Origin of the sequence: Gemmata sp. (genome assembly GCF_051859125.1) — a bacterium.
GTDB lineage: Bacteria > Planctomycetota > Planctomycetia > Gemmatales > Gemmataceae > Gemmata.
Genome location: NZ_JBHYGG010000269.1, coordinates 28,975 through 48,873 on the forward strand (window position 1 = coordinate 28,975; position 19,899 = coordinate 48,873).

Here is a 19,899-nt window from a genome sequence, read left to right on the forward strand (position 1 = left end):
TGCGCTTTTGGTGGTTTTTGTTTTGGTGGGGGGGGGGGGGGCACCACTGGCAACCCCCCCCCCCGACTCGCTCCGTCACACGTGGCGCAAATCCTTGCTTCTGTAACAGTTGCAAGATACGCTGGATCGACGGTTAGCTCTCCCGAGGTGACTCGTCTATCTGGTACGACCGCCCCGAGGCCCGCTCGCGCCGGGGCGGTACACAAAACTCCCCGCGTCCGTCGCTCACTCCTGAGGAGGTTTCCCGTGGTGATCCGGAAGTTAGTCGCGGCGGCCGTCCTCTCGACGGGCCTCGCCGCGGTGGACGCCGCCCCGGCGTTCGCCGCCGACCCCGCGGCCAAGAAGCCGACGTTCGGGTTCAGCACCCTGCGGGCCGCGACCCCCGAGGCCGCCAAGGCCAAGGTCGAGGCGTGGCTCAAGTCGGTGAACAAGTTCGACCAGAAGGCGTTCGACGAGGTGTGGAAGGACGAGGGCCGGACCGTCCTCGACCGCACGGCCGACTCGCTGGCCCTCGGCAACACCGAGGCCGCCACGATCCTGGCCAACGTCCGCAAGCCGGACGCCCCGGCCCCGACCGAGATCCCCGGGCTGCTGAAGGACGCGACGCAGGACGCCTTCTTCCGCACCAACGTGGTCGTCGCGTTCGCGAAGGCCGCCGCGAGCAAGAAGGTGTACGAGGAGGCGCTCGAGGCGCTGAACTCGGTCACCACCCCCGAGGCCGCCGTCGACCCGGCCGCGTTCTACTTCTTCAAGGCCGTGTCCGAGCACGCGACCATGCGGAAGGAGCCGGCCACGGGCTCGATCGTCAAGCTCCTCGACGACGTGGCCGACGCCCCAGACCGGTACAAGATGGTCGCCACGCTGATGTTCTTCGAGATGCAGAACTGGTCGCCCGACCCGAAGGCGCTCTCGAACATCGAGCGGCTGATGGACAACAGCGGCCGCCGGCTCGAGCTGGCCCGCGCCGGCGAGAAGACCCAGGACATCCAGAAGAAGATCGTGTTCCGGCTCGACGAACTCATCAAGGAGCTGGAGAACAAGAACAAGCCCGGCGACGGCCCGCCCAACGGCGGCAACTGCCCCGGCGGCGGCCCCCCGGGCGGCCCCCCCGGCAACTCCCCGGGCAACCAGACGAACCCGACCCAGAACGCCGCCGACAGCATGATCATGGGCGGCAGCGGCAAGGGCACGGTGGACGAGAAGCAGCTCCGCCAGATCGCCGAGCAGTGGGGCGGGCTCCCGCCGGAGAAGCGGGCCAAGATCGTCGAGGACATCACCCGCGACCAGCCGCAGAAGTACAAGCAGATGATCGACGAGTACTTCAAGTCGCTGAACAAGATCCACGGGTACAAGTGACCCCGGCCGCGACCGATCGCACCTGACCGACCCGGGCGGCGACCGCACCAACGCGGTCGCCGCCCGCCCGCTTCGCACCCCGACGGCTCCGACGATAGGGACCCCTGTCCCCGCCCGAACCGCACCCGTGAGACACCGGCCATGCCGTTCACCCGCCGGCCCCTGTTCGCGCTCCTCTTCGCCGCGGCCGCCGCGGTCGCCTCCGCCGACGACATCACCACCACCGCCGGCAAGAAGCTGACCGGCAAGGTCGTCGCCATAGACGCGACGGGCGCGACCCTGCTCGCGGGCGAGGCGAAGGCTGTCGTCGCCGGCAAGGACATCGTGGTGATCGACCTCGGGGCCAAGGTCGCGCCGGTCCCCAAGGACGCCCGGGTCAACGAGATCGAGTTGACCGACGGCTCGACGCTCCGCGGCGGCAAGCTGTTCATCAAGGGCAAGAAGGTCGAGTTCGAGTTCGCCACCGCGCCGGCCGGCGTCGCGCCGCCCGCCGTGGACCTGCCGCTCACCGCGGTCTTCTCCGTGATGCGGGGGGCCGAGGACCAGAAGAACCGCGACGCGTGGAAGAAGGTCCTCAGCAGCCGCGGCAAGCGCGACCTGTACGTCGTCCGCGAGCCCGAGGGGCTGAACTTCGTGCAGGGCACGATCCTCGGCGGCGACGACGCGGGGACCAAGCTGACGTTCGAGAAGGAGGGCGGCGGGACCGACACCCTGCTGCTGTCGCGGGCGACCGGCGGGCTCGTGTTCTCGCAGGCCGTTCCGGCGCAGGTGCCGCCGACGCTGTGCAAGGTGCTCGACGTGTTCGGCAACTCGCTCGTCGCGCAGTCGGTGGAGTTCGGGTCCGAGGGGGCGACCGTCACGACCGTGGCCGGCGTGGTGGTGAAGTACCCGTCGGCCGCGGCGCTCGCGAAGTTCGACTACGCCCAGGGGAACGTGGCGTACCTCTCGGACCTCGACCCGCAGGTCGACGCGCCCGAGGTGCCGCCCGACGAGAAGGGGCTGCGGCTCAACCCGGTCGCCCCGTACACCCGCGACCGCGGCGTCTCCGGCGAGCCCCTCAAGCTCGGGGCCGATGCGTTCGTCAAGGGGATCGTCGTCGCCCCCGACACCGTGCTGACGTTCAACATCGGCGGCGACTACCGCGAGTTCAAGGCGCTCGTCGGTCTGCCCGAGCAGTCGCCCGACGCGAACCTCGAAGCGAAGGTGACCATCGAGGCCGACGGCCGGCCCGTGTTCGCCGAGTCGATCAAGCGGAAGGACAAGCCGCGGCCGGTCGTCCTCGACGTGAAGGGCGTGAAGCAGCTCCGGGTGATCGTCGAGGCCGACCTCGCCGTGAACGGCAACCGGGTGGTCCTCGCCGACGCCCGCGTCCAGAAGTGAACCAACACGCGACACTGATTTCCAGCGGGAAGACTGCCACATGCTCCGACACCTGACCCGGCCCGTTCTGGCCGCCGCGGTGCCCGCGGCCCTCGCCGCGACCGTGGCGCTTACCGCCATCGCCGCCCCGATCGAACTCGACAAGTCCGTCGTCGACGCGCAGACGCAGCGGATCGCCGCCATCAAGAAGGTGGCCCCGGCGGTCGTCGCGGTGTGCATGCAGGGCGGGCAGGGGGTCGGCTCCGGCGTCGTCATCTCGCCCGACGGGTACGCGCTCACCAACTTCCACGTCGTCCAGCCGACCGGCCCGCTCATGCAGGCCGGGCTCGCCGACGGCGTGCTGTACGACGCCGTGCTGGTCGGGACCGACAAGGTCGGCGACGTGTCGCTCATCAAGTTGGTGCCCAAGGAGAAGGGCAAGCCGTTCCCGTTCGTCGCGATGGGCGACAGCGACAAGGTGAGGATCGGCGACTGGTCGCTGGCGATGGGCAACCCGTTCTCGCTGGCGATGGACTTCACCCCGACCGTCACCTACGGCGTCGTGAGCGGCACGAACCGGTACCAGCCGCCCGAGGGGAAGGGGCTCCTCGAGTACACCGACTGCATCCAGATCGAGACGTCGATCAACCCCGGGAACTCGGGCGGCCCGCTGTTCAACATGCAGGGCGAGCTCATCGGCATCAACGGCCGCGGCTCGTTCGAGAAGCGGGGGCGGGTGAACTCCGGCGTCGGGTACGCGATCTCGATCAACCAGATCAAAAACTTCCTGGGCCACATGCGGGCCGGGATCGACACCGACCACGCCACCCTCGGGGCCGCCGTCGGCTCCGCGGCCGAGGACGCCCCGCTGAGCCAGATGGTCGTCAAGCAGGTCCTCGACGGGTCCGACGCCGAGCGCCGCGGGCTCGCGGAGGGCGACCAGCTCGTGAGCTTCGCCGGCCGGCCGGTCACCAGCACGAACCAGTACAAGAACATCCTCGGCATCTTCCCGAAGGAGTGGCGGGTGCCCCTGTCCGTGCGGCGGAACAACGACCGCCGCGAGACGCTCGTCCGCCTCATGGGGAACATGGCGACCGAGAAGGAGACGCCGGACAAGAAGGACGCCCCGGCCCCGCCCGCCCCGAAGATCGTTCCCAAGAAGGGGCCGGCCGGGAGCGGCGAGACGGCGAAGATGTACGTGCCCAAGAAGGGGTACGCGAACTGGTACTTCAACGAGCTGGAGCGGGACAAGCTCGTCGGCGAGTTCAAGAAGCACGGCGACTTCGCGGCCGACACCGGCACCTGGGCCGGCGAGGGCCGGTACGAGATGGGCGAGCGGAGGGGCGACTTCCGGTTCGAGGTCTCCGAGGTCAAGGACGGCGACCCGCTCGTGAAGCTGAAGCTGAACATCGAGAGCACGCTCGCGCCGCTCAAGGACACCGACCGCCGGCTCCAGTCCGAGCCGATCGGCAGCGGCGGGCTGATGCTCGCGCTGTACCAGTGGCACCGGCTCCTGACGACCGGCGCGAAGGGGTTCGAGGGGCTGTTCGCGCACGGCGGCACCGAGCCGTTCTACCCGTACCCGGCCGACGGCTCGGCCCCCAAGTCGCTGGCCGCCCTGCGGGTCGACGCCGACGTCCTGAAGACCAAGCACGGCTCGACCGAGTGCAAGTGGTTCTTCTCGACCAGGGACCACCAACTCCTCGGGTTCGAGACGTTCACCGACAAGGATTACGAGGACCCGTGCGAGGTGTTCCTCTCGGACTACAAGCCGGTCGACGGCAAGCAGCTCCCGCACCGGATCGAGGTCCGGTTCAAGGACAAGCGGTACGCGGTCCTGACCGTCGCCAAGTACACCCTCGGCAAGAAGTGACCCTGCCCGAGCCCCCCGTCGCGGCGGGGGGCGTCACCGCACACGACCCGAACGCACCCATGACGCGACACAGTACCTGGTTCCTGGCGGCGGCGCTGGTCGCCCCGTTCGCGGCGGCCCCGGCCCGTGCGGCGGACCCGTTCAACGAGGTCGCCGAGAGGGCCAACCAGAAGATGGTGAAGGTGTTCGGGGCCGGCGGGTTCTCCCGGCTCAACAACTACGGCACCGGCATCATCATCAGCCCCGACGGCCACGTCCTCACGGCCGCGAGCCAACTGCTCGACACGTCGGAACTCGTCGTCCACCTGTACGACGGCCAGCGGCTCAAGGCCCAGGTGCTCGCCGTCGAGCCGGAACTCGACGCGGCGATCATCAAGATCCGCGTCGAGGGCAAGAAGATCGAGGAGCCGACCGGCCTGAACCTCGACTACTTCGACTTCGCCGCCGCCGCCAAGCGGCCCCCGGCCGAGACCGGCGACTGGGTGCTCGCCCTGACCAACACCTTCGAGATCGCGCTCCGCGACGAGCCGCTGAGCCTCCAGCGGGGCGTGGTGATGGCCCGCACCAAGCTGGCCGGCCGCCGCGGCGTGTTCGAGTTCCCGTACACCGGCGACGTGTACGTCGTGGACGCGATCACCAACAACCCCGGGGCCGCCGGCGGCGCGCTGCTCACCCGCAAGGGCGAGTTGATCGGCGTCGTCGGCCGCGAGATCAAGAACAGCCTCAGCGACACCTGGATGAACTACGCGATCCCGGTCACCGCGAAGGTGGACATCAAGGAGATCGTGAAGACGAAGGACAAGGACGGCAAGGAGAAGGACGAGGAGAAGGTCACGACCGTGACGATGCCCGACTTCGTCGCGCTGGGCATGCAGGGGAAGTACAAGAACGTGACGCGGCCGAAGACCGTGCTGGGCGAGGGCGGGTACCACGGCATCATCTTCGTGCCGAACATCCTCGACCGCACGCCGGCCTACGTCGAGGACGTGGTCCCCGAGTCGCCCGCCGCGAAGGCCGGGCTGCGGCCCGACGACCTGGTGAGCTTCGTCGACGGCGAGCCGGTCGCGAGCATCAACGTGTTCCACACGTGGCTCAAGAAGAATACCCGGCCCGGCCAGGTGGTCCGCATCGAGGTGCGGCGCGGCGAGGCGCTCCAGACGATCGAGATGACCCTCGGCGCCCAGCCCAAGGCCGCGGCCCCCACGCCGACACCGGCCCCGACGCCCAAGTGAGTGCGGGCGCGGCCGGACGACCCCAACTCGGATTCACAGATCACCAACGGACTCAACCGATGCGTGCGACACTCAGTTCCCGGCGGCTCCTGCTCGCGGTCGTTGCGGCGGTGCTTTCGGCACCCGGGGGGCGGGCCGCGGACGTCAACGAGGCCACCGAGAGGGCCATGAAGGCGGCGTCGGCGAAGGTCGCGCCGGCCGTGGTGAAGATCGACACGACCGGCGGGGCCGAGGTCGTCGGGGCCGGCAAGAAGGGGCCGGGCGGCGAGAACGGCATCCGCAAGGGGACCGGCCCGACCACCGGCCTCATTGTGGACGCGGACGGGTTCGTCGTCACCAGCAGCTTCAACTTCGCCAACAAGCCGACCGGCATCACCGTCACCGTCCCGGGCCGCCCGCAGCGGTTCGTCGCCACCGTCGTCGCCACCGACCAGACGCGGATGCTCACCCTCCTGAAGATCGACGCCAAGGGGCTGCCGGTGCCCGAGGCGTTCCCGAAGGCCGGGATCGACATCGGCCAGTGGTCGCTGGCGCTGGGTCGCACGTCTGACCCGGACGCCGAGCACCCGCCGTCCATGAGCGTCGGCATCGTCAGCGCGACCAACCGCATCTGGGGCAAGGCGGTCCAGACCGACGCGAAGACCTCGCCGGTGAACTACGGCGGCCCGCTCGTCGCGCTCAACGGGCAGGTGCTGGGCGTGATCGTACCGGCCTCGAACCGGGCCGAGGGCGAGACGGCCGGCGTGGACGTGTACGACGGCGGCATCGGGTTCGCCGTGCCGCTCGAAGACGTCTTCGCCGCCCTCCCGCGGCTCAAGCAGGGTAAGGACTTGAAGCGCGGCCTGCTCGGGATCAACCCGCAGGGCACTGACGCCTACAACGCCCCGCCGGTCATCGGCGCTGTCCAGCCCGACTCGGCCGCGGCCCGCGCCGGCATCCAGGTCGGCGACAAGATCCTCGAAGTGGACGGCAAGAAGATCCCTAACTTCTCGACCCTCCAGCACGTCCTCGGGCCGAAGTACGATGGCGACGAGATCGCGATCAAGATCGCCCGCGGCGACAAGGAGCAGGAGTTCAAGGGCGTCAAGCTCGTCGGCACGTCCACCGCCTACGTCAGCGCGTTCCTCGGCGTGCTCCCGATGCGGGACGACGCGGAACCCGGCGTCGAGGTGCGGTACGTGTACCCGAAGAGCCCGGCCGAGGCCGCGGGGATCAAGGTCGGCGACCGGATCACGAAGCTCGGCCCCGCGGCCGCCCCGGCGCTCAGCCCGGTCGCGAACCGCAACGCGCTGATCGGGGCGCTCCAGAGATTGACCCCGGGCACCGAGGTCAAGGTCGAGGTGAAGCGGAAGGACGGCGGCAAGACCGACACCGTGACGGCCAAGCTCGTCCCCGCACCCGACGCGCTGCCCGACGCCGTGCCGCTCCCGTCGTCGAAGGGGAAGGCCGGCGGTGCGGCGCCGCCCAAGCCGAAGGACAGGGAGCCGAAGGACCCGTTCGGCGGCGAGTGCGGGGCGGGCGACGCCAGCGCCGAGGACGAGAAGAAGGACGAGCCCAAGAAGGACGAGCCGAAGAAGGACGAAAAGGACAAGCCGAAGGTCGAGACAGGGCTCCTGAAGCGGATGAACGAGGGGCTCGGCCGCGAGTACTGGGTGTACGTCCCCGACAACTACGACGCGGGCAGGTCGTACGGCGTGATCGTGTGGTTCCACGACACGAGCGAGGCGACGAAGGACGGGAAACAGGTGTCCCGCACGTTCCGCGACGTGTGCGAGGACCGGAACTTCATCCTCGTCGGGCCGAAGTCGGGCGGCAAGGACGGGTGGGTGCCGAGCGAGACCGAGGTGGTGATGCAGGACGTGAAGGCGGTCCTGGGCCAGTACACCATCGACCGCAGCCGCGTCGTCGCCCACGGCCAGGGGAACGGCGGGCAGATGGCGTTCTACGTCGGGTTCAACGCCCGCGACGTGTTCCGCGGGGTCGGCACGGTCGGCGCGGTCCTCGGCACCAACCCGAAGGACAACGTCGCGAACCAGCCGCTGTCGTTCTTCATCTCGGGCGGCGACAAGGACCCGCTCATCAAGGACATCCGCGAGAGCAAGGACCTGCTCACCGAGCGGCGGTTCCCGGTGATCTACCGCGAGATGAAGGAGAGCGGCAAGGAGTACTTCGACCCGCCCACGTTCACCGACTTCATCGCGTGGCTCGACTCGCTCGACCGCATCTGACAAGGTGCGGTCGGCGAACCCTGGTAAGCGGAGAGGCCCACCCGTCGCGACGGGTGGGCCTCTGGCGTTTTCACTTCAGCTCGACGTTCCAGTAGGCGTTGTCGATGAACGACTGCCACGACGAGTACTTCTTCTGCGTCAACTTGAGGTTGAGCAGCGGGCTCCGCTTCGGCTTCTCCGGCTTGCGGATCAGCGTCATGTTCGCCTGCCGCGGGGTGCGACCGCCCTTGCGGACGTTGCAGTCCACGCACGCGCACACGATGTTGTCCCACGTGGTCCCGCCGCCCTGGCTCCTCGGGGTGACGTGGTCCAGGCTCAGCTCGCTGGTCGGGAACTTCTTCCCGCAGTACTGGCACTGGTTGTGGTCCCGGGCGAACAGGTTCCGCCGGTTGAACTTCACCGTCTGCTTCGGGAACTTGTCGTACTCCAGCAGCCGGACGACCCGGGGGGCCTGGATCTCAGCGGTGGGGGTCCGCACCCAGTCGTCCTCGTCCCGACGAAACTCCGCGGCCCGGAAGGCGCTCAGCTCGGCCCACGACGCGAAGTCGTAGGTCGTGAACTGGCCGTCGTCGAGGCTCACGACCTCGGCCAGGTCCTTGCACAGGAGGCAGAACGCTCGGCGGACGGAGACCACGTGGACGGCGACGAACGTCTTGTTCAGCACCAGCACGCTCGCGTCCAAGGCCGAGTGCATACCGACATTCATAGCTTCGCGGCCTTTCGTGTCGGGAGGAAGCGGTCAGGTCGCCGGCCGCGGGGTGCGGTCGGCTCGTGCATAGGAGAGGCGCGGGCGGGCGACAAGGTTCAGACCCTCTTACATCATACCCCTCGCTTTTTCCGCCCCGCAAGACCCCACCCCCGGTTCCCACGCTCTGTTTCACGTCACCTTCACCTTCCGCCCCTACGCCCGGAAAATTCGTCAGAGCCCCCGGGGAAAGTGGGGTTTGCGTCCGATTCGGCCCAGTCGGGCGAGCGACCGGCGGCACTCCTCGCCGGTGCCGACCACGCACACGCGGACGAGTGACACCGCGACGCCACTCCCCGGCACCGCGAACGTGCGGCGGGCAAACCGGCGGCCGGGGTAGACCAGCGCGACGTGCCGCGCCCCTGTGGCGACCGCGTACGCGAGCACCTGGTGCAGGTCTTCCGCGTCCGGGGTCGGGCCGGGTGCCTTCCATTTCGCGTCGAGCACCACACGGGCGCTTCCCCGGTTCCGAACGACGACGTCGGGTTGCAACACGGTCGGGCCGACCGGGAACGCGGGCTGTTCCTCGACCGACCAATTCGGCCGTGCGGCGAGTTCGTCGGCCAGCCCGCAGGCGATCCAGCGCTCGAACGCCCGCGACAGGTCGGCCAGGAACGCCCCGGCACCGCTGCCGGGCAGTCGGGCGGCCGCGAACCCGTCGTGCAGCGTGCGGCACAGGTCGAGGAGCGGCCGGTAGTGGGCGGCCCGCGGCTCGGCGTCGGCCGCGGCAAAGTCGGCGTCGGTGAGCGGTGCGGCGGGAACGCCCTCAAGTGAGAGGGCCGCGTCCCGCAATTCGATTCGCGTGTTCGCCGCGAGTGCCGGGTTCGCGAGGAGCGCCTCGGCAACCGCCCGCGGGACGCGGTTCCACGGCGTGTCGAGGTCGAGCACGGACTCGGTGACGTGGAACCGGTCGGGGAACGCGCGGGCGGCCGCGTCGCGGAGGTGGTCGGCGATGCGGAACTTGCCGCGGAGGTACGGCGAGACGGTGTCGGTGTCGTGGTAGCCGGCGACGAGGGTCGTCGCCCGCAGGCGCGCCGCGAACTCGCGGGCGAGCGCGTCAAGCAGCCCGCCGCCGGGCTCGACCTCGCTCCCGCCCTCGTGCGCGGCGTGGGGCACCCCGAGGAGCATCCGCACGGTGGGCCACGGCACCTTCGGCGCGATGGCGACGCGAAGGGTGGGGGTGTCGAGCCAGCCGACGTACCCCCGCGGGGCGAGCCGGTACACGCCCCGCCGGAACGCGGGCACCACGTCGAGGACGTGCCGGGCGTTCGTGAGGAGGAACTCGACGTCCCCCCGCGGCAACCGCACCCGCCGCGCCCGCCGCTCGACGAGGTGTACCGTGGGCCGCGTCACGGCTTGGTCCCGGTCTTCGCGGGCTTGGGGCGGGCGTCGGGGTTCCACAGGCGGAACGCGATCTCGCCGCTCGGGCCGGCCGCGTGGACGGTGACGCCGTCGGGCCGCCTCGTGTACTTCAGCGGCTGGCCGTCGAACGGGTCGAGCGGCACGGCCGGCAGGAACTCGGGGCACAGGGCCGCGAGCGCGTCGGGCCACTGGCCCCGGGCCAGGCGGAACCGCTCGCACGCGATCCCCGTCGCCGCGCACCGCATCAGAGCGGTACTCGCCCAGAACTTCGGGGCCTCGGCCAGCACGGCGGCGGCCCGCGGGTGCGCGAGCGCGTACTCCCGCGTCTGCGGCACCACCGGCAGCCCCTTGAACGCGGCGGGCTGCTCCTCGGCCGGGAGCCGGGCGGCCTCCGCGGCCTTGCCCGTCCAGTTGAGGAACGTCGCGTGGTCGCCGGGGATCGCCGACCGCTGCCGCCACGACACGAGCCGCGCCGCCGACTCCTCCGCGCCTGCCTGCTTCGCCTCATCGAGTACGGGTTCGCCCCGCACCAGCCGGTCGGTCAGGTCGGAGTAGTACGCGCGCTCGCCGACGATGGCGTACCGCAGCAGCGGCTCCTCGGCGTCGGCCGCCCACGCGGCCTGGAGCCGGTCCAGGCTGTTGCCCAGGTGGCTGCTGGCCAGCGCGCGTTCGAGCTGCGCCGTCGCGGTCGCCCGGAGGCGGACCCGCAACAATTGGTACTGGAAGAACGGGTCCGCCCCGATCGACCGCGAGACGTTGAGCGCCGCCAGGACGTTCGCCGCGACGCGGTCCGGGTCGCCGCGGTCGTCGGCGAGGAGCGAGTCGAGTTGGAGGATGGTGAGTGCGGTGTCGCGGACGTCGGCCCCGTCCGCGGCGGGCGGCTTGGGGAAGCCCGCGGGGTCGCGGGCACCGGTCGGGCGGTCCTTGAACTTCCGGGCGACCGCGACCGACGGCCCGGCCTTCGTCACCAACCGTCGGGCCGCTTCAAGGGTCCGCTCCGGGGGCGCGGCGTTGGGCGGCAGCGCGGCGACCTCCTTGAGCACCCGCTTCTGCTCCGGCTCCTCGGCCCAGTCGCCGGGCAGGTCGGCCAGAACGTCCTTGGCCAGTTCGGTGCCGTTCTGACCGGGCGGCAGCGCCGGGCGGGCGGCGGGGAGCTTGTCCCACCGCCAGTTCGGGTCGGCGGCGTCCCGCTCGGCGACCGCGGCGGCCAAGTCGCGCTCGCCCGTGCGGCGCTCCCACTCGCGCTCGGCCACGATCCACCCGAGGCTCCCGAACACCCCGACGGCAACGGCGAGCACGCAGATCAGCACCTTCTTGTCGCGCATTTCGGGCGGTCCTCACGAGTTGGGTACGGGCCTTGCGCGGCGGGCCGGGCGGTCGCCGAGCAGGCGGTCGGGCGTGTAGTCCTTGAGCCGGTCCTCGCGGCCCCCGAGGTAGTCGAGCAGCAGCGGGCGGACGTGGTGGTCCCACACGGCGCTCAGCTTCTCGCGGGTCAGGTCCGGCACCATGAAGAAGCTGTGGCCGACGTGCCGCCCCGGGCCGAGGTCGCGGGCGAGCCGGTCGTTCAGCTCCTCGAACAGCCGCACCGCCCGCGGGCCGAACGTCTCGTCGGCGTCGGCCGGCGGGTGCTCCGCGTACCACCGCGAGAGGAGCGCCGGGTCGGCCGGCATGTCCACGAACGAGAACCGGCGGCGGAGCGCCTGGTCGAGCGCCACCGCCGAGCGGTCGAGCGGGTTCATCGTCGCGAGCAGGAACAGGTTCTCCGGGAGCCGGAACGCCCGCTTCGAGTACGGCAGCGTGAGCGCCTGGTCGCGGTACTCCAACAAGAACAGCAGCTCGCCGAAGATGCGGGGCAGGTTCCCGCGGTTCAGCTCGTCCACGACGAGGACGTGCGGCTCGCTCGGGCGCGCGGCGGCCTGTGCGGCGAACTCGGCCAGCACGCCGTCCTCGACCGGGTACGTCACCTCGCTCCGCCCGTCGGCCTCGGCGGTCCGCACGCGGATCCCCTCGACGAACTCCTCGTAGCTGTACGCCGGGTGGAACTGCACGAGCCGCACGCACCCCGGGCGGTCGTGCGTGAGCAGCCGCGCGAGGCACCGGGCGACGTGCGTCTTCCCGGTGCCCGGCACGCCCTGGAGCACGAGTTGCTTCTTGAGGCGGAGCAGGCCGAGGACGCGGTCGAGCCACACGTCGGAGAGGAACGTCTCGCGGTGGAACGTGGCCGGGTCGTAGGCGGCCGGGGCGTCGGGCGCGCCGGCGCGGTGCCGGAGCAGCGCGAGCGGGTCGGCGTCGGCGGCGCACGCGAACAGCGGCAGGAGCCGGTCGAACGTCAGCAGCACCTCCCCGGGAAGGTCGTCACCCCGCAGCGCGGGATCGGCCGGCGCGCGATGCACGCCCGCGGCGACGGTCTTGTGCGTCGCCCACGCCCGCAGGTCAGCCGGGGTTCGCACGGCCACTTCCTGTGCGAGGTCGTCGCCGGCCCAGAACCGGCAGCCGCCGAGGAGCCGGCCGGGAGCGAGCGCGCGGAACACCGCCTCGCCGTGCTCCTGCACCGCCTTGCGGAACTGCCCGCCGGCGTCGCGGGCGGTGCGGCCCAGGTGGAACCCGTACCGCACCCCGTCGGCCGCGACCCGCACGAAAAACTGCGCGTCGGCCCGCTTGTTCGCGCGGCTCTTGCGGTAGAACGTCACCCACTGAACGGGCTGGTACGGTGACCCGCGGCCGAAGTCGTTCTTGCAAATGCTGGTGAGCGCGCGGCCGGTGCGTGCGTCGCACTCCAGGTCCCACCCGTGCTCGCGGTTCAGCACCGGTCGCACGTACCGCTCGGCGACCGCCTCGCACAGCTCGACGAGCGGCTCGCGGAGCGCGAACTGGTAGCGGTCGTGGTTCGCGGCCATCCAGTCGCGGGTGTTTCCGGCCGTGAGGTCGCCCAGGAACCGGAACGTGTCGGTGCAGAACCCGCGGAACCCGGCGGGCTCCGGCTCGGGGGCCGGTTGTCCGGCCGCGGCGACCACGTCGGCAAGCTCGAGCGGGTGGACCCGGAACGTGTCGCCCAGCACGGCCGCGACCTCGCACCACAGAATCGCACGTTCGACGAGGGGAAGGGCGGGGGAGTACGCATCGTCGAGAAGGGGCAGGGCGGTTTCCCAGGCAGCGTCGGGGTACGCGCAGCGGAACGCAGCGAAGGCCGCCCCGTAGTTCCCGTCGCGTGACTCGGCCACGAACCGGCTGACCGCTTCGAGGACACCCGCGGGCGCTTCGCGGAGCCGCTTCTTCAGCGGGTGCCGCACGCGCACCTCGCGCACCGCCTGCTGGATCGCGTCCGCCCCGACGCCCCAAGCAAACGATGCGGGGCCGGCCGCGGCGGGGGGCAACTCGCGGCCGTTCGTGCGCGAGACCCGTTCGAGGAAGTCCGACACCTGCGCCGGCGTGAGGTCCTCGGCGGCCTCACTCACCCGCGCGTACCCGGCGACCGTGGCGGCGAACCGCTCGGCGGGGCTGTGCAGGTTCTCGGGGAACAGGCCGAGCGCCCGCAGGCCGCGCTCGGCCGCCGGGCACCACAGCGGGGCCAAGTCGCCGGCCAGCACGACGGCCGCCCAGAAGCCCGGCCCGAGCCCGGGGACGTGGTACGGCTCGCCGGGCGTGACGCACCGGCCGAGGCGATCCGCGAGCGGGTCGGACCCGCGGAACAGGTGCGCGAGCGCGTGCCGGAGGAACCGCACCTCGCGGCCGACGGTGCCGGGGTGGAACGCGACCGGAACCGCGCTCGCCGCGACCCGGGTGAGCGCGTCGGCGAGGGCGTCGTCAGGTTGCGTGTCGGGGTCAGCGAGACGAGGGGCGGAGTGATCGGCGCGCGGGTCGGTAGCGGCCCGGTACTGCGCGAGTAGTGGGGCGAGCGGGAGCGAGCGGCGGTGCGGGGAGTCCTTCGCCATCGACCGGGAGCCGTGCGGGACGGAGCGACCGGGTGGATCGTATCAGATTTGCTGGCCGAAGTCGTGCTGCGAGGCGCCAGAAAGCGCGCCCGACTCGCAGATCGGAGGAACGCAGGTTGATCCGCAGATTACACAGATGGACGCAAACCTTCAGACAGCGGAACAGAAGAGATTTATCCACAGATTACGCAGAAGACACAGATTTCAGAGACAAGAAACCAGAGGGCAGAAGACAAAGACCAGTCGGACCCAGCAGCATGCCGTTCTGTCCTCTGTCCTCTGTCTGAAAATCTGTGTCTTCTGCGTAATCTGTGGATCACTCTCTTCTTCTATCTCACCGCTTCTTCTTTTTCTTCTTCCGCTCCTCGGCGCGCTCCTTGGCGGTCTTGCGGTGGCCGGTGTCGCCCTTGGTCTTGAACTGGTCCATGCCGCCCGGCATGAACGCGCCGGCCTTGCCCAGGCCGGTCACCATCTTGAGCCGCTGCCACATGCTCATCGTGGCCATCTGCTTCATCAACCCGCGGACCTGGTCGAACTGCTTGAGGAACTGGTTCACCTCGTGCGGCTCGACCCCGGCCCCGCGGGCGATCCGGCGGCGGCGGGGCGTGTCGATCGTGTCCGGGTCGGCCTTCTCCTGCTTCGTCATCGAGTCGATCATCCCCTGCACCCGCTTGAGCGCCTGCTCGGGGTCCTCGCCCTCGGGGATCATGTCGGACATCCCGGGCATCTTCGAGATCATGTCCTTCATGCCCATCTTCGCGATCATCTTGAACTGCTCGCGGAACATCTCCAGCGTGAAGTTCCCCTTCTGCAGCGCCTCCTGCTGCTTCTTCATCTCCTCTTCGCCGATGTCCTGCTGGATCGTCTGGATCTTCTCCACGATCCCCATCAGGTCGCCCTGGCCGAGGATGCGCCCGGCCATGCGCTCGGGGATGAAGTCTTCGAGCTTGTCGACCTTCTCGCCGACGCCGACGAACTTGATCGGCACGCCCGTCACGCCCTTGATGGAGAGCGCCGCGCCGCCGCGGGCGTCGCCGTCGAGCTTGGTGAGGATGCAGGCGTTGAGTTCGAGCGCGTCGTTGAACGCCTTGGCGACGTTCGCGGCTTCCTGGCCGATCATCGCGTCGACGACGAGGTAGCACTCGTCGGGCTTCACGAGCTTGTCGATCCGTTTCAGCTCGTCCATCAGCTCCGTGTCGATCTGGAGCCGGCCGGCGGTGTCGAGGATGACGATGTCGCACAGCGTGCGCTTCGCCTGCGCGACGGCGTTGCGGCACACGTCGACCGGGTTCGTCTTCTCGCTGTAGACCGGCACGCCGATCTGCTCGCCGAGCGTCTGGAGCTGCTCGACGGCCCCCGGGCGCTGCAGGTCGGCCGCCGCGAGGAGCGGCTTGCGGCCCTTGGCCTGGAGCGTCAGCGCGAGCTTCGCGGCGGTCGTCGTCTTGCCCGACCCCTGGAGCCCGCACAGCATGATGACCGCCGGGCGGTCGGCCCGCTGCGGGATCTTGGGGTCCACCGGCCCCATGAGCAGGCACAGTTCCTCGTAGACGATCTTGACGATCTGCTCCGACGGATCGACGCGCGCGAGCACGTCCTGTCCGAGCGACTTGGCCTCGACGCGGGCGATGAAGTCGTTGAGGACGTTGAAGTTGACGTCGGCCTCGAGGAACGCGCGGCGGACCTCGCGCAGACCCTCCCGGACGTTCTCGGGGGTGAGCCGGCCGCGGCCGCGGAGCTTCTTGAATGCGTCGCTCAGCCCGCGGGTGATGCCTTCGAACATGTCTCGCGTCTCGCTCGGGAGTGGGCGCGTGCGGCACGCCAACCGTTACGTTACTTTAAGACAACGCCGGTGCCCCTTCAACGGACCGAAAGCCGGACCGGTCTCGCCGGTATGGTCTGTCCTCGGAGCCGGACCCGTGGTTCGCACGATGGACCTGTGATTTGCACCCCGGACCCGGGGTTCACACCCCGGGCTACGAACTGCCGCCCCCTCCGGGGGCTAAAACCGTCGGTTCGCGGCGCGCCCCCGGACCGGTGCCGTTGAGGAGTTCTCATGCGTTACTCTCTCGCGACTCTCGTGTTCGCCTCGTTCGCGGCCGCACTCCCGGCCGACGACTGGCCGCAGTGGCTCGGGCCGAAGCGCGACGGCGTGTGGCGCGAGGCCGGGGTGGTCGAGACGCTCCCGGCCGGCGGCCCGAAGGCGCTGTGGCGCGTCCCGGTCGGCGTCGGGTACTCCGGGCCGGCAGTCACCCAGGGGAAGGTGTTCGTCACCGACCTCGTCCCGGCCGCCGGCGCGAAGCTCCCCGACAGCGGGTTCGCCAAGAACGTCCGCGTCCCAGCCAACGAGCGGGTGCTGTGCCTCGACGAGAAGACCGGCAAGGAACTCTGGAAGCACGAGTACCCGGTCGAGTACACGATCAGCTACGCCGCCGGCCCGCGGTGTACGCCGACAGTCGACGGCGACCGCGTCTACGCGCTCGGCGCGATGGGGCACCTCGTCTGCCTCGACGTCGCGACCGGCAAGCCCGTGTGGTCGAAGAACTTCATCCAGGACTACGACGCGGCGCTGCCCGTGTGGGGGTTCGCGGCGCACCCGCTCGTGGACGGCGACAAGCTCATCTGTCTGGTCGGCGGCACCGAGTCGCGGCTCGTGGTCGCGTTCGACAAGAAGACCGGCAAGCAACTGTGGGCCGCGGAGAGCTGCTCGGGCGACTTCGGGTACTGCCCGCCGGTGATCTACGAGTTCGGCGGCACGCGCCAGCTCATCGTGTGGCACACCAGGGCCGTGCTCGGCCTCGACCCCGACACCGGCAAGCGGATCTGGCGCGTCGACTTCGAGGCGAAGTACGCTCTCACCGCCCCGATGCCGCGGAAGGTCGGCGACCAGCTCTTCGTCACGTCGTTCTACAACGGCTCGATGCTGCTCAACGTGACCGCGGACAAGGCGACGATCGCCTGGAAGAGCAAGGCCCGTGGCGAGATGCCGGCCCAGACCACCGACCTCAGCTCGATCATGCCGACGCCCGTGGTCGACGGCGACCACACCTACGGCGTGTGCAGCTACGGACAGTTGCGGTGCATCAAGACGGCCACCGGCGAGCGCGTGTGGGAGACGATGAAGGCGACCCGCGGCGCGCTCACGCCCGCTAAAGTGGCGGCCGGCGACGAGCCCGCCACGACCGAGCGGTGGAGCAACGCCTTTCTGGTCAAGCACGAGGACCGGTACTTCCTGTTCAACGAGCAGGGCGACCTGATCGTCGCGAAGCTGAGCCCGAAGGGGTACGAGGAGCTGAGCCGGGCGCACCTGATCGACCCGACGAACGTGATGGCCGGCAACGGCCGCAAGGTGGTGTGGATGCACCCCGCGTTCGCCGACAAGTGCGTCTTCGTCCGCAACGACAAGGAACTCACGTGCTTCTCGCTGGCGAAGTGACCCCGGCGGGGGACGCCGAACGGGGCCCACCGTTCGGGCGTTCGGGCCGGGGCGGCCGAAAAGCGTTGACACAGGGCTCGCGCCGCCGTTTCATGAGGACGAGAACTTGACCGACGAGAGCCGCCGAGGTCGCACATGGTACGCTTGTCTGCCCTGGCCGCGTGGTTCCTCCTTGTGCCCGCGCACCTCCGGGCGGACGACGGCATCTCGCCGGCCACGGTGACGGCCCTCAAGCGGGCGACCGTGTTCGTCCGCGTCGAGGGGGCCGGGTGGAAGGCCACCGGCTCGGGCTTCGTCGTCGCCGCGGACAAGGACTCGGTCCTCGTCGCCACCAACCACCACGTCGTGGCGCTGCCCGAGAACGAGAAGCGCCGGCTCAGCCCGACCGAACTGGTCCGGAGCCTCAAGGTTCCGACCGTCACCGCGGTGTTCGACAGCGGCACCCGGGCCGAGGTGTCCGCGAGGGCGGAGGTGCTCGCGGCCGACCCCTTCTTCGACCTGGCGGTCCTCCGGGTGACGGGCCTCAAGGACCCACCCGCCCCGATCGACACCGCGACCCCGGTCGAACTCGTCGAGACCATGTCGGTCTACACGTTCGGGTTCCCGTTCGGCGAGGCGCTCGCGACCGGGAACGGGAACCCGAACGTGACCGTGGGGAAGGGCTCGGTGTCCAGCCTGCGGAACGACGAGAACGGCGACCTGCTCGTCGTACAGATCAACGGGGCGCTGAACCCGGGGAACAGCGGCGGCCCGGTGGTGGACGCCAAGGGCCGCCTGGTCGGCGTCGCGGTGGCCACGTTGAAGAACAGTCAGGGCATTGGGTTCGCCGTGCCCTCGGCCGAACTGGGGAAGGTCATGAAGGGGCGGGTCGGCGGGGTCCACCTGCTCGCGAGGAGTGCCGGGGAAGGGAAACTGGCGGTCAAGGCCGAGGCGGGCCTGGTCGACCCGGGTGCCGCCGTCCGCGGGGTCACCCTTCACTACCTCGTCGTGCCGCCGAACGGCGAGAAGCCGAAGGCCGGGCTCCCGCTCGCCCAGCACAAGGGGGTCCGGACCGTCGACCTCAAGGTGGACGGCGGGGTGGCCGCCGCCGACCTCACCCTGACGACCGCCGACGGCGAATTGTACGTCCAGGCCGTGCCCGAGGGCGGGGCGGGGGCGGCCGGCGCGAGTCGCCTGCGTGCCGCTCCCCTCCAGACCCCAAAGGGGGCCGACCCGGTGGCCCTGGGGGTGACGACGGAGCCCGAGGAGACGGACCCGGTGAGGCCGGTCGGACCGCCCACCCGTGTGCCCGTCTCGCCGTTCGCGATGCCCAACCCGCCGACCATCCCGGCCTTCCCGGGGCGGTCGTTCCCGGCCTTCCCGGGGCGGTCGTTTCCGTCGTTCCCCACCATTCCCCCGATCCAGCCGATCATGCCGATCCGACCGATCGGCCCGCCATCGTTCCCCACGATCCCGGGGTTCCCGGCCAACCCGCGGCCGTTGTTCCCCAACCCCCCGTCGTTCCCCAACCCAACGCGGCCCGTAATCCCCGGGTTCCCCGGCCGGCCGTAATCGCGTGCGGCTCGCCCGGGGTACACGACGTGAGCGGCGGTTGTAAGAGAGTGGGGACGTGGCCCGATCTCTTACGACCGCCGCTCGCAACACTCCTCGCGGCCCTCTCACTTCAGCAGCTTTTGAAGCTCCTCGTCGATGGCGTCGGCCCAGATGCCGTAGCCCTTCTCGGACAGGTGCAGCGCGTCGGGCATCACGTCGGCGGGCAGGGTGCCGTCGGCCGCCAGGAACTTCTTGCCGATGTCCAGGTACACGACGGTCTTCCCGTCGGCGAACTTCGCGAGCGCCTCGTTCGTCTCGGCGATCTTCTTGCGCATGCCGGTGTCCGCGGCCTTGTCGCGGGGGAAGATGCCGAGCACCAGGACCTTCGCGTCCGGGGCCTTCTTGCGGACCGATTCGACGACCGCCCCGACCCCCTTCGCCACGTCCGCGGCCGAGTCGCCGGCCAGCCCGAAGTTGTTCGTGCCGATCATGAGGACGACCGCCTTTGGCTTGAGCCCGTCGAGCACCCCGTCGTTGAGCCGGTAGAGCACCTCGCGGGTGGTGTCGCCGCCGATGCCGTAGTTGGCGGCGTTGAGCGGGTCGTACTTCTTCTTCCACACCGGCGCGCCGGCCCCGCCCCACCCCTGGGTGATCGAGTCGCCGATGAACACGACGTCCACGCCGCCCTTCTTGGTGCGGGCGACGTGGTCGGCGTGCATCTTCTTCCAGGTGGCGACGGACATCCAGCCGTACTCCTGGGTCCGCGGGGCGGCGTCCCACGCGGCCGGCTTTGCCGGGGCCTGGGCGAGTACGAGCACCGAGGCGGCAACGAGTGCGTGCATTGGA

The 19,899-nt window shown here is 70.2% G+C and carries 13 protein-coding genes; 7 read left to right on the forward strand and 6 right to left on the reverse strand.

From position 1 onward, the window contains the following. The first annotated feature begins 249 nt into the window (after window positions 1-249). The 5 genes from ACTIGN_RS26470 to ACTIGN_RS26490 all read left to right on the forward strand — a co-directional run bounded on the left by ACTIGN_RS26470 (window position 250) and on the right by ACTIGN_RS26490 (window position 8,048). Window positions 250-1,356: a hypothetical protein gene (locus ACTIGN_RS26470; protein WP_439629523.1), complete on the forward strand. Its 1,107-nt coding sequence runs from the start codon at window positions 250-252 to the stop codon at window positions 1,354-1,356. A gap of 141 nt (window positions 1,357-1,497) precedes the next feature. Beyond that, window positions 1,498-2,736, forward strand: a complete 1,239-nt coding sequence (locus ACTIGN_RS26475; RefSeq protein WP_439629525.1) for an NPCBM/NEW2 domain-containing protein — start codon at window positions 1,498-1,500, stop codon at window positions 2,734-2,736. A 40-nt stretch (window positions 2,737-2,776) separates the two neighbouring features. Beyond that, on the forward strand, window positions 2,777-4,588 hold the full coding sequence (locus ACTIGN_RS26480) for a S1C family serine protease (RefSeq protein WP_439629527.1): 1,812 nt from the start codon (window positions 2,777-2,779) through the stop codon (window positions 4,586-4,588). Between the two features lie 59 nt (window positions 4,589-4,647). After that, complete coding sequence (locus ACTIGN_RS26485; RefSeq protein WP_439629529.1) at window positions 4,648-5,820, forward strand: S1C family serine protease; 1,173 nt, start codon at window positions 4,648-4,650, stop codon at window positions 5,818-5,820. A 59-nt stretch (window positions 5,821-5,879) separates the two neighbouring features. Further along, complete coding sequence (locus ACTIGN_RS26490; protein ID WP_439629531.1) at window positions 5,880-8,048, forward strand: PDZ domain-containing protein; 2,169 nt, start codon at window positions 5,880-5,882, stop codon at window positions 8,046-8,048. Between the two features lie 70 nt (window positions 8,049-8,118). Here the strand turns inward: ACTIGN_RS26490 and ACTIGN_RS26495 are convergent, their stop codons facing one another. From ACTIGN_RS26495 to ffh, 5 genes are all read right to left on the reverse strand, one after another. Beyond that, on the reverse strand, window positions 8,119-8,754 hold the full coding sequence (locus tag ACTIGN_RS26495; RefSeq protein WP_439629533.1) for an HNH endonuclease: 636 nt from the start codon (window positions 8,752-8,754) through the stop codon (window positions 8,119-8,121). Between the two features lie 213 nt (window positions 8,755-8,967). Next, the gene (locus ACTIGN_RS26500; protein WP_439629535.1) at window positions 8,968-10,146 is read right to left on the reverse strand and encodes an McrC family protein; all 1,179 of its coding nucleotides are present in this window, start codon (window positions 10,144-10,146) and stop codon (window positions 8,968-8,970) included. Next, entirely contained in the window at window positions 10,143-11,480 is a 1,338-nt protein-coding gene (locus ACTIGN_RS26505; RefSeq protein WP_439629537.1) for a hypothetical protein, read from the reverse strand. The genes ACTIGN_RS26500 and ACTIGN_RS26505 overlap by 4 nt, the downstream gene beginning before the upstream one ends. Window positions 11,481-11,492: 12 nt before the next feature. After that, window positions 11,493-14,087, reverse strand: a complete 2,595-nt coding sequence (locus ACTIGN_RS26510; RefSeq protein WP_439629539.1) for a DUF2461 family protein — start codon at window positions 14,085-14,087, stop codon at window positions 11,493-11,495. A gap of 334 nt (window positions 14,088-14,421) precedes the next feature. Next, complete coding sequence (gene ffh / locus ACTIGN_RS26515) at window positions 14,422-15,867, reverse strand: signal recognition particle protein (RefSeq protein WP_439629541.1); 1,446 nt, start codon at window positions 15,865-15,867, stop codon at window positions 14,422-14,424. Window positions 15,868-16,140: 273 nt separating this feature from the next. Here ffh and ACTIGN_RS26520 point away from each other — a divergent pair, with 273 nt between their 5' ends. After that, a complete protein-coding gene (locus ACTIGN_RS26520) occupies window positions 16,141-17,520 on the forward strand; it encodes a PQQ-binding-like beta-propeller repeat protein (protein ID WP_439629543.1) in 1,380 nt (459 codons plus the stop codon). A gap of 135 nt (window positions 17,521-17,655) precedes the next feature. Further along, window positions 17,656-19,071, forward strand: a complete 1,416-nt coding sequence (locus tag ACTIGN_RS26525) for a S1C family serine protease (RefSeq protein ID WP_439629545.1) — start codon at window positions 17,656-17,658, stop codon at window positions 19,069-19,071. Window positions 19,072-19,178: 107 nt separating this feature from the next. Here ACTIGN_RS26525 and ACTIGN_RS26530 read toward each other — a convergent pair whose 3' ends face one another. After that, the gene (locus tag ACTIGN_RS26530) at window positions 19,179-19,895 is read right to left on the reverse strand and encodes a GDSL-type esterase/lipase family protein (RefSeq protein ID WP_439629547.1); all 717 of its coding nucleotides are present in this window, start codon (window positions 19,893-19,895) and stop codon (window positions 19,179-19,181) included. Window positions 19,896-19,899 lie beyond the last annotated feature (4 nt).

What these genes read in the sequence shown, in the direction of transcription:
- ACTIGN_RS26475 (WP_439629525.1), top strand. Translation starts at nt 1,498, where the DNA reads ATGCCGTTCACCCGCCGGCCCCTGTTCGCGCTCCTCTTCGCCGCGGCC.
- ACTIGN_RS26480 (WP_439629527.1), top strand. Translation starts at nt 2,777, where the DNA reads ATGCTCCGACACCTGACCCGGCCCGTTCTGGCCGCCGCGGTGCCCGCG.
- ACTIGN_RS26485 (WP_439629529.1), top strand. Translation starts at nt 4,648, where the DNA reads ATGACGCGACACAGTACCTGGTTCCTGGCGGCGGCGCTGGTCGCCCCG.
- ACTIGN_RS26490 (WP_439629531.1), top strand. Translation starts at nt 5,880, where the DNA reads ATGCGTGCGACACTCAGTTCCCGGCGGCTCCTGCTCGCGGTCGTTGCG.
- ACTIGN_RS26495 (WP_439629533.1), bottom strand. Translation starts at nt 8,754, where the DNA reads ATGAATGTCGGTATGCACTCGGCCTTGGACGCGAGCGTGCTGGTGCTG.
- ACTIGN_RS26505 (WP_439629537.1), bottom strand. Translation starts at nt 11,480, where the DNA reads ATGCGCGACAAGAAGGTGCTGATCTGCGTGCTCGCCGTTGCCGTCGGG.
- ACTIGN_RS26510 (WP_439629539.1), bottom strand. Translation starts at nt 14,087, where the DNA reads ATGGCGAAGGACTCCCCGCACCGCCGCTCGCTCCCGCTCGCCCCACTA.
- ffh (WP_439629541.1), bottom strand. Translation starts at nt 15,867, where the DNA reads ATGTTCGAAGGCATCACCCGCGGGCTGAGCGACGCATTCAAGAAGCTC.
- ACTIGN_RS26520 (WP_439629543.1), top strand. Translation starts at nt 16,141, where the DNA reads ATGCGTTACTCTCTCGCGACTCTCGTGTTCGCCTCGTTCGCGGCCGCA.
- ACTIGN_RS26525 (WP_439629545.1), top strand. Translation starts at nt 17,656, where the DNA reads ATGGTACGCTTGTCTGCCCTGGCCGCGTGGTTCCTCCTTGTGCCCGCG.
- ACTIGN_RS26530 (WP_439629547.1), bottom strand. Translation starts at nt 19,895, where the DNA reads ATGCACGCACTCGTTGCCGCCTCGGTGCTCGTACTCGCCCAGGCCCCG.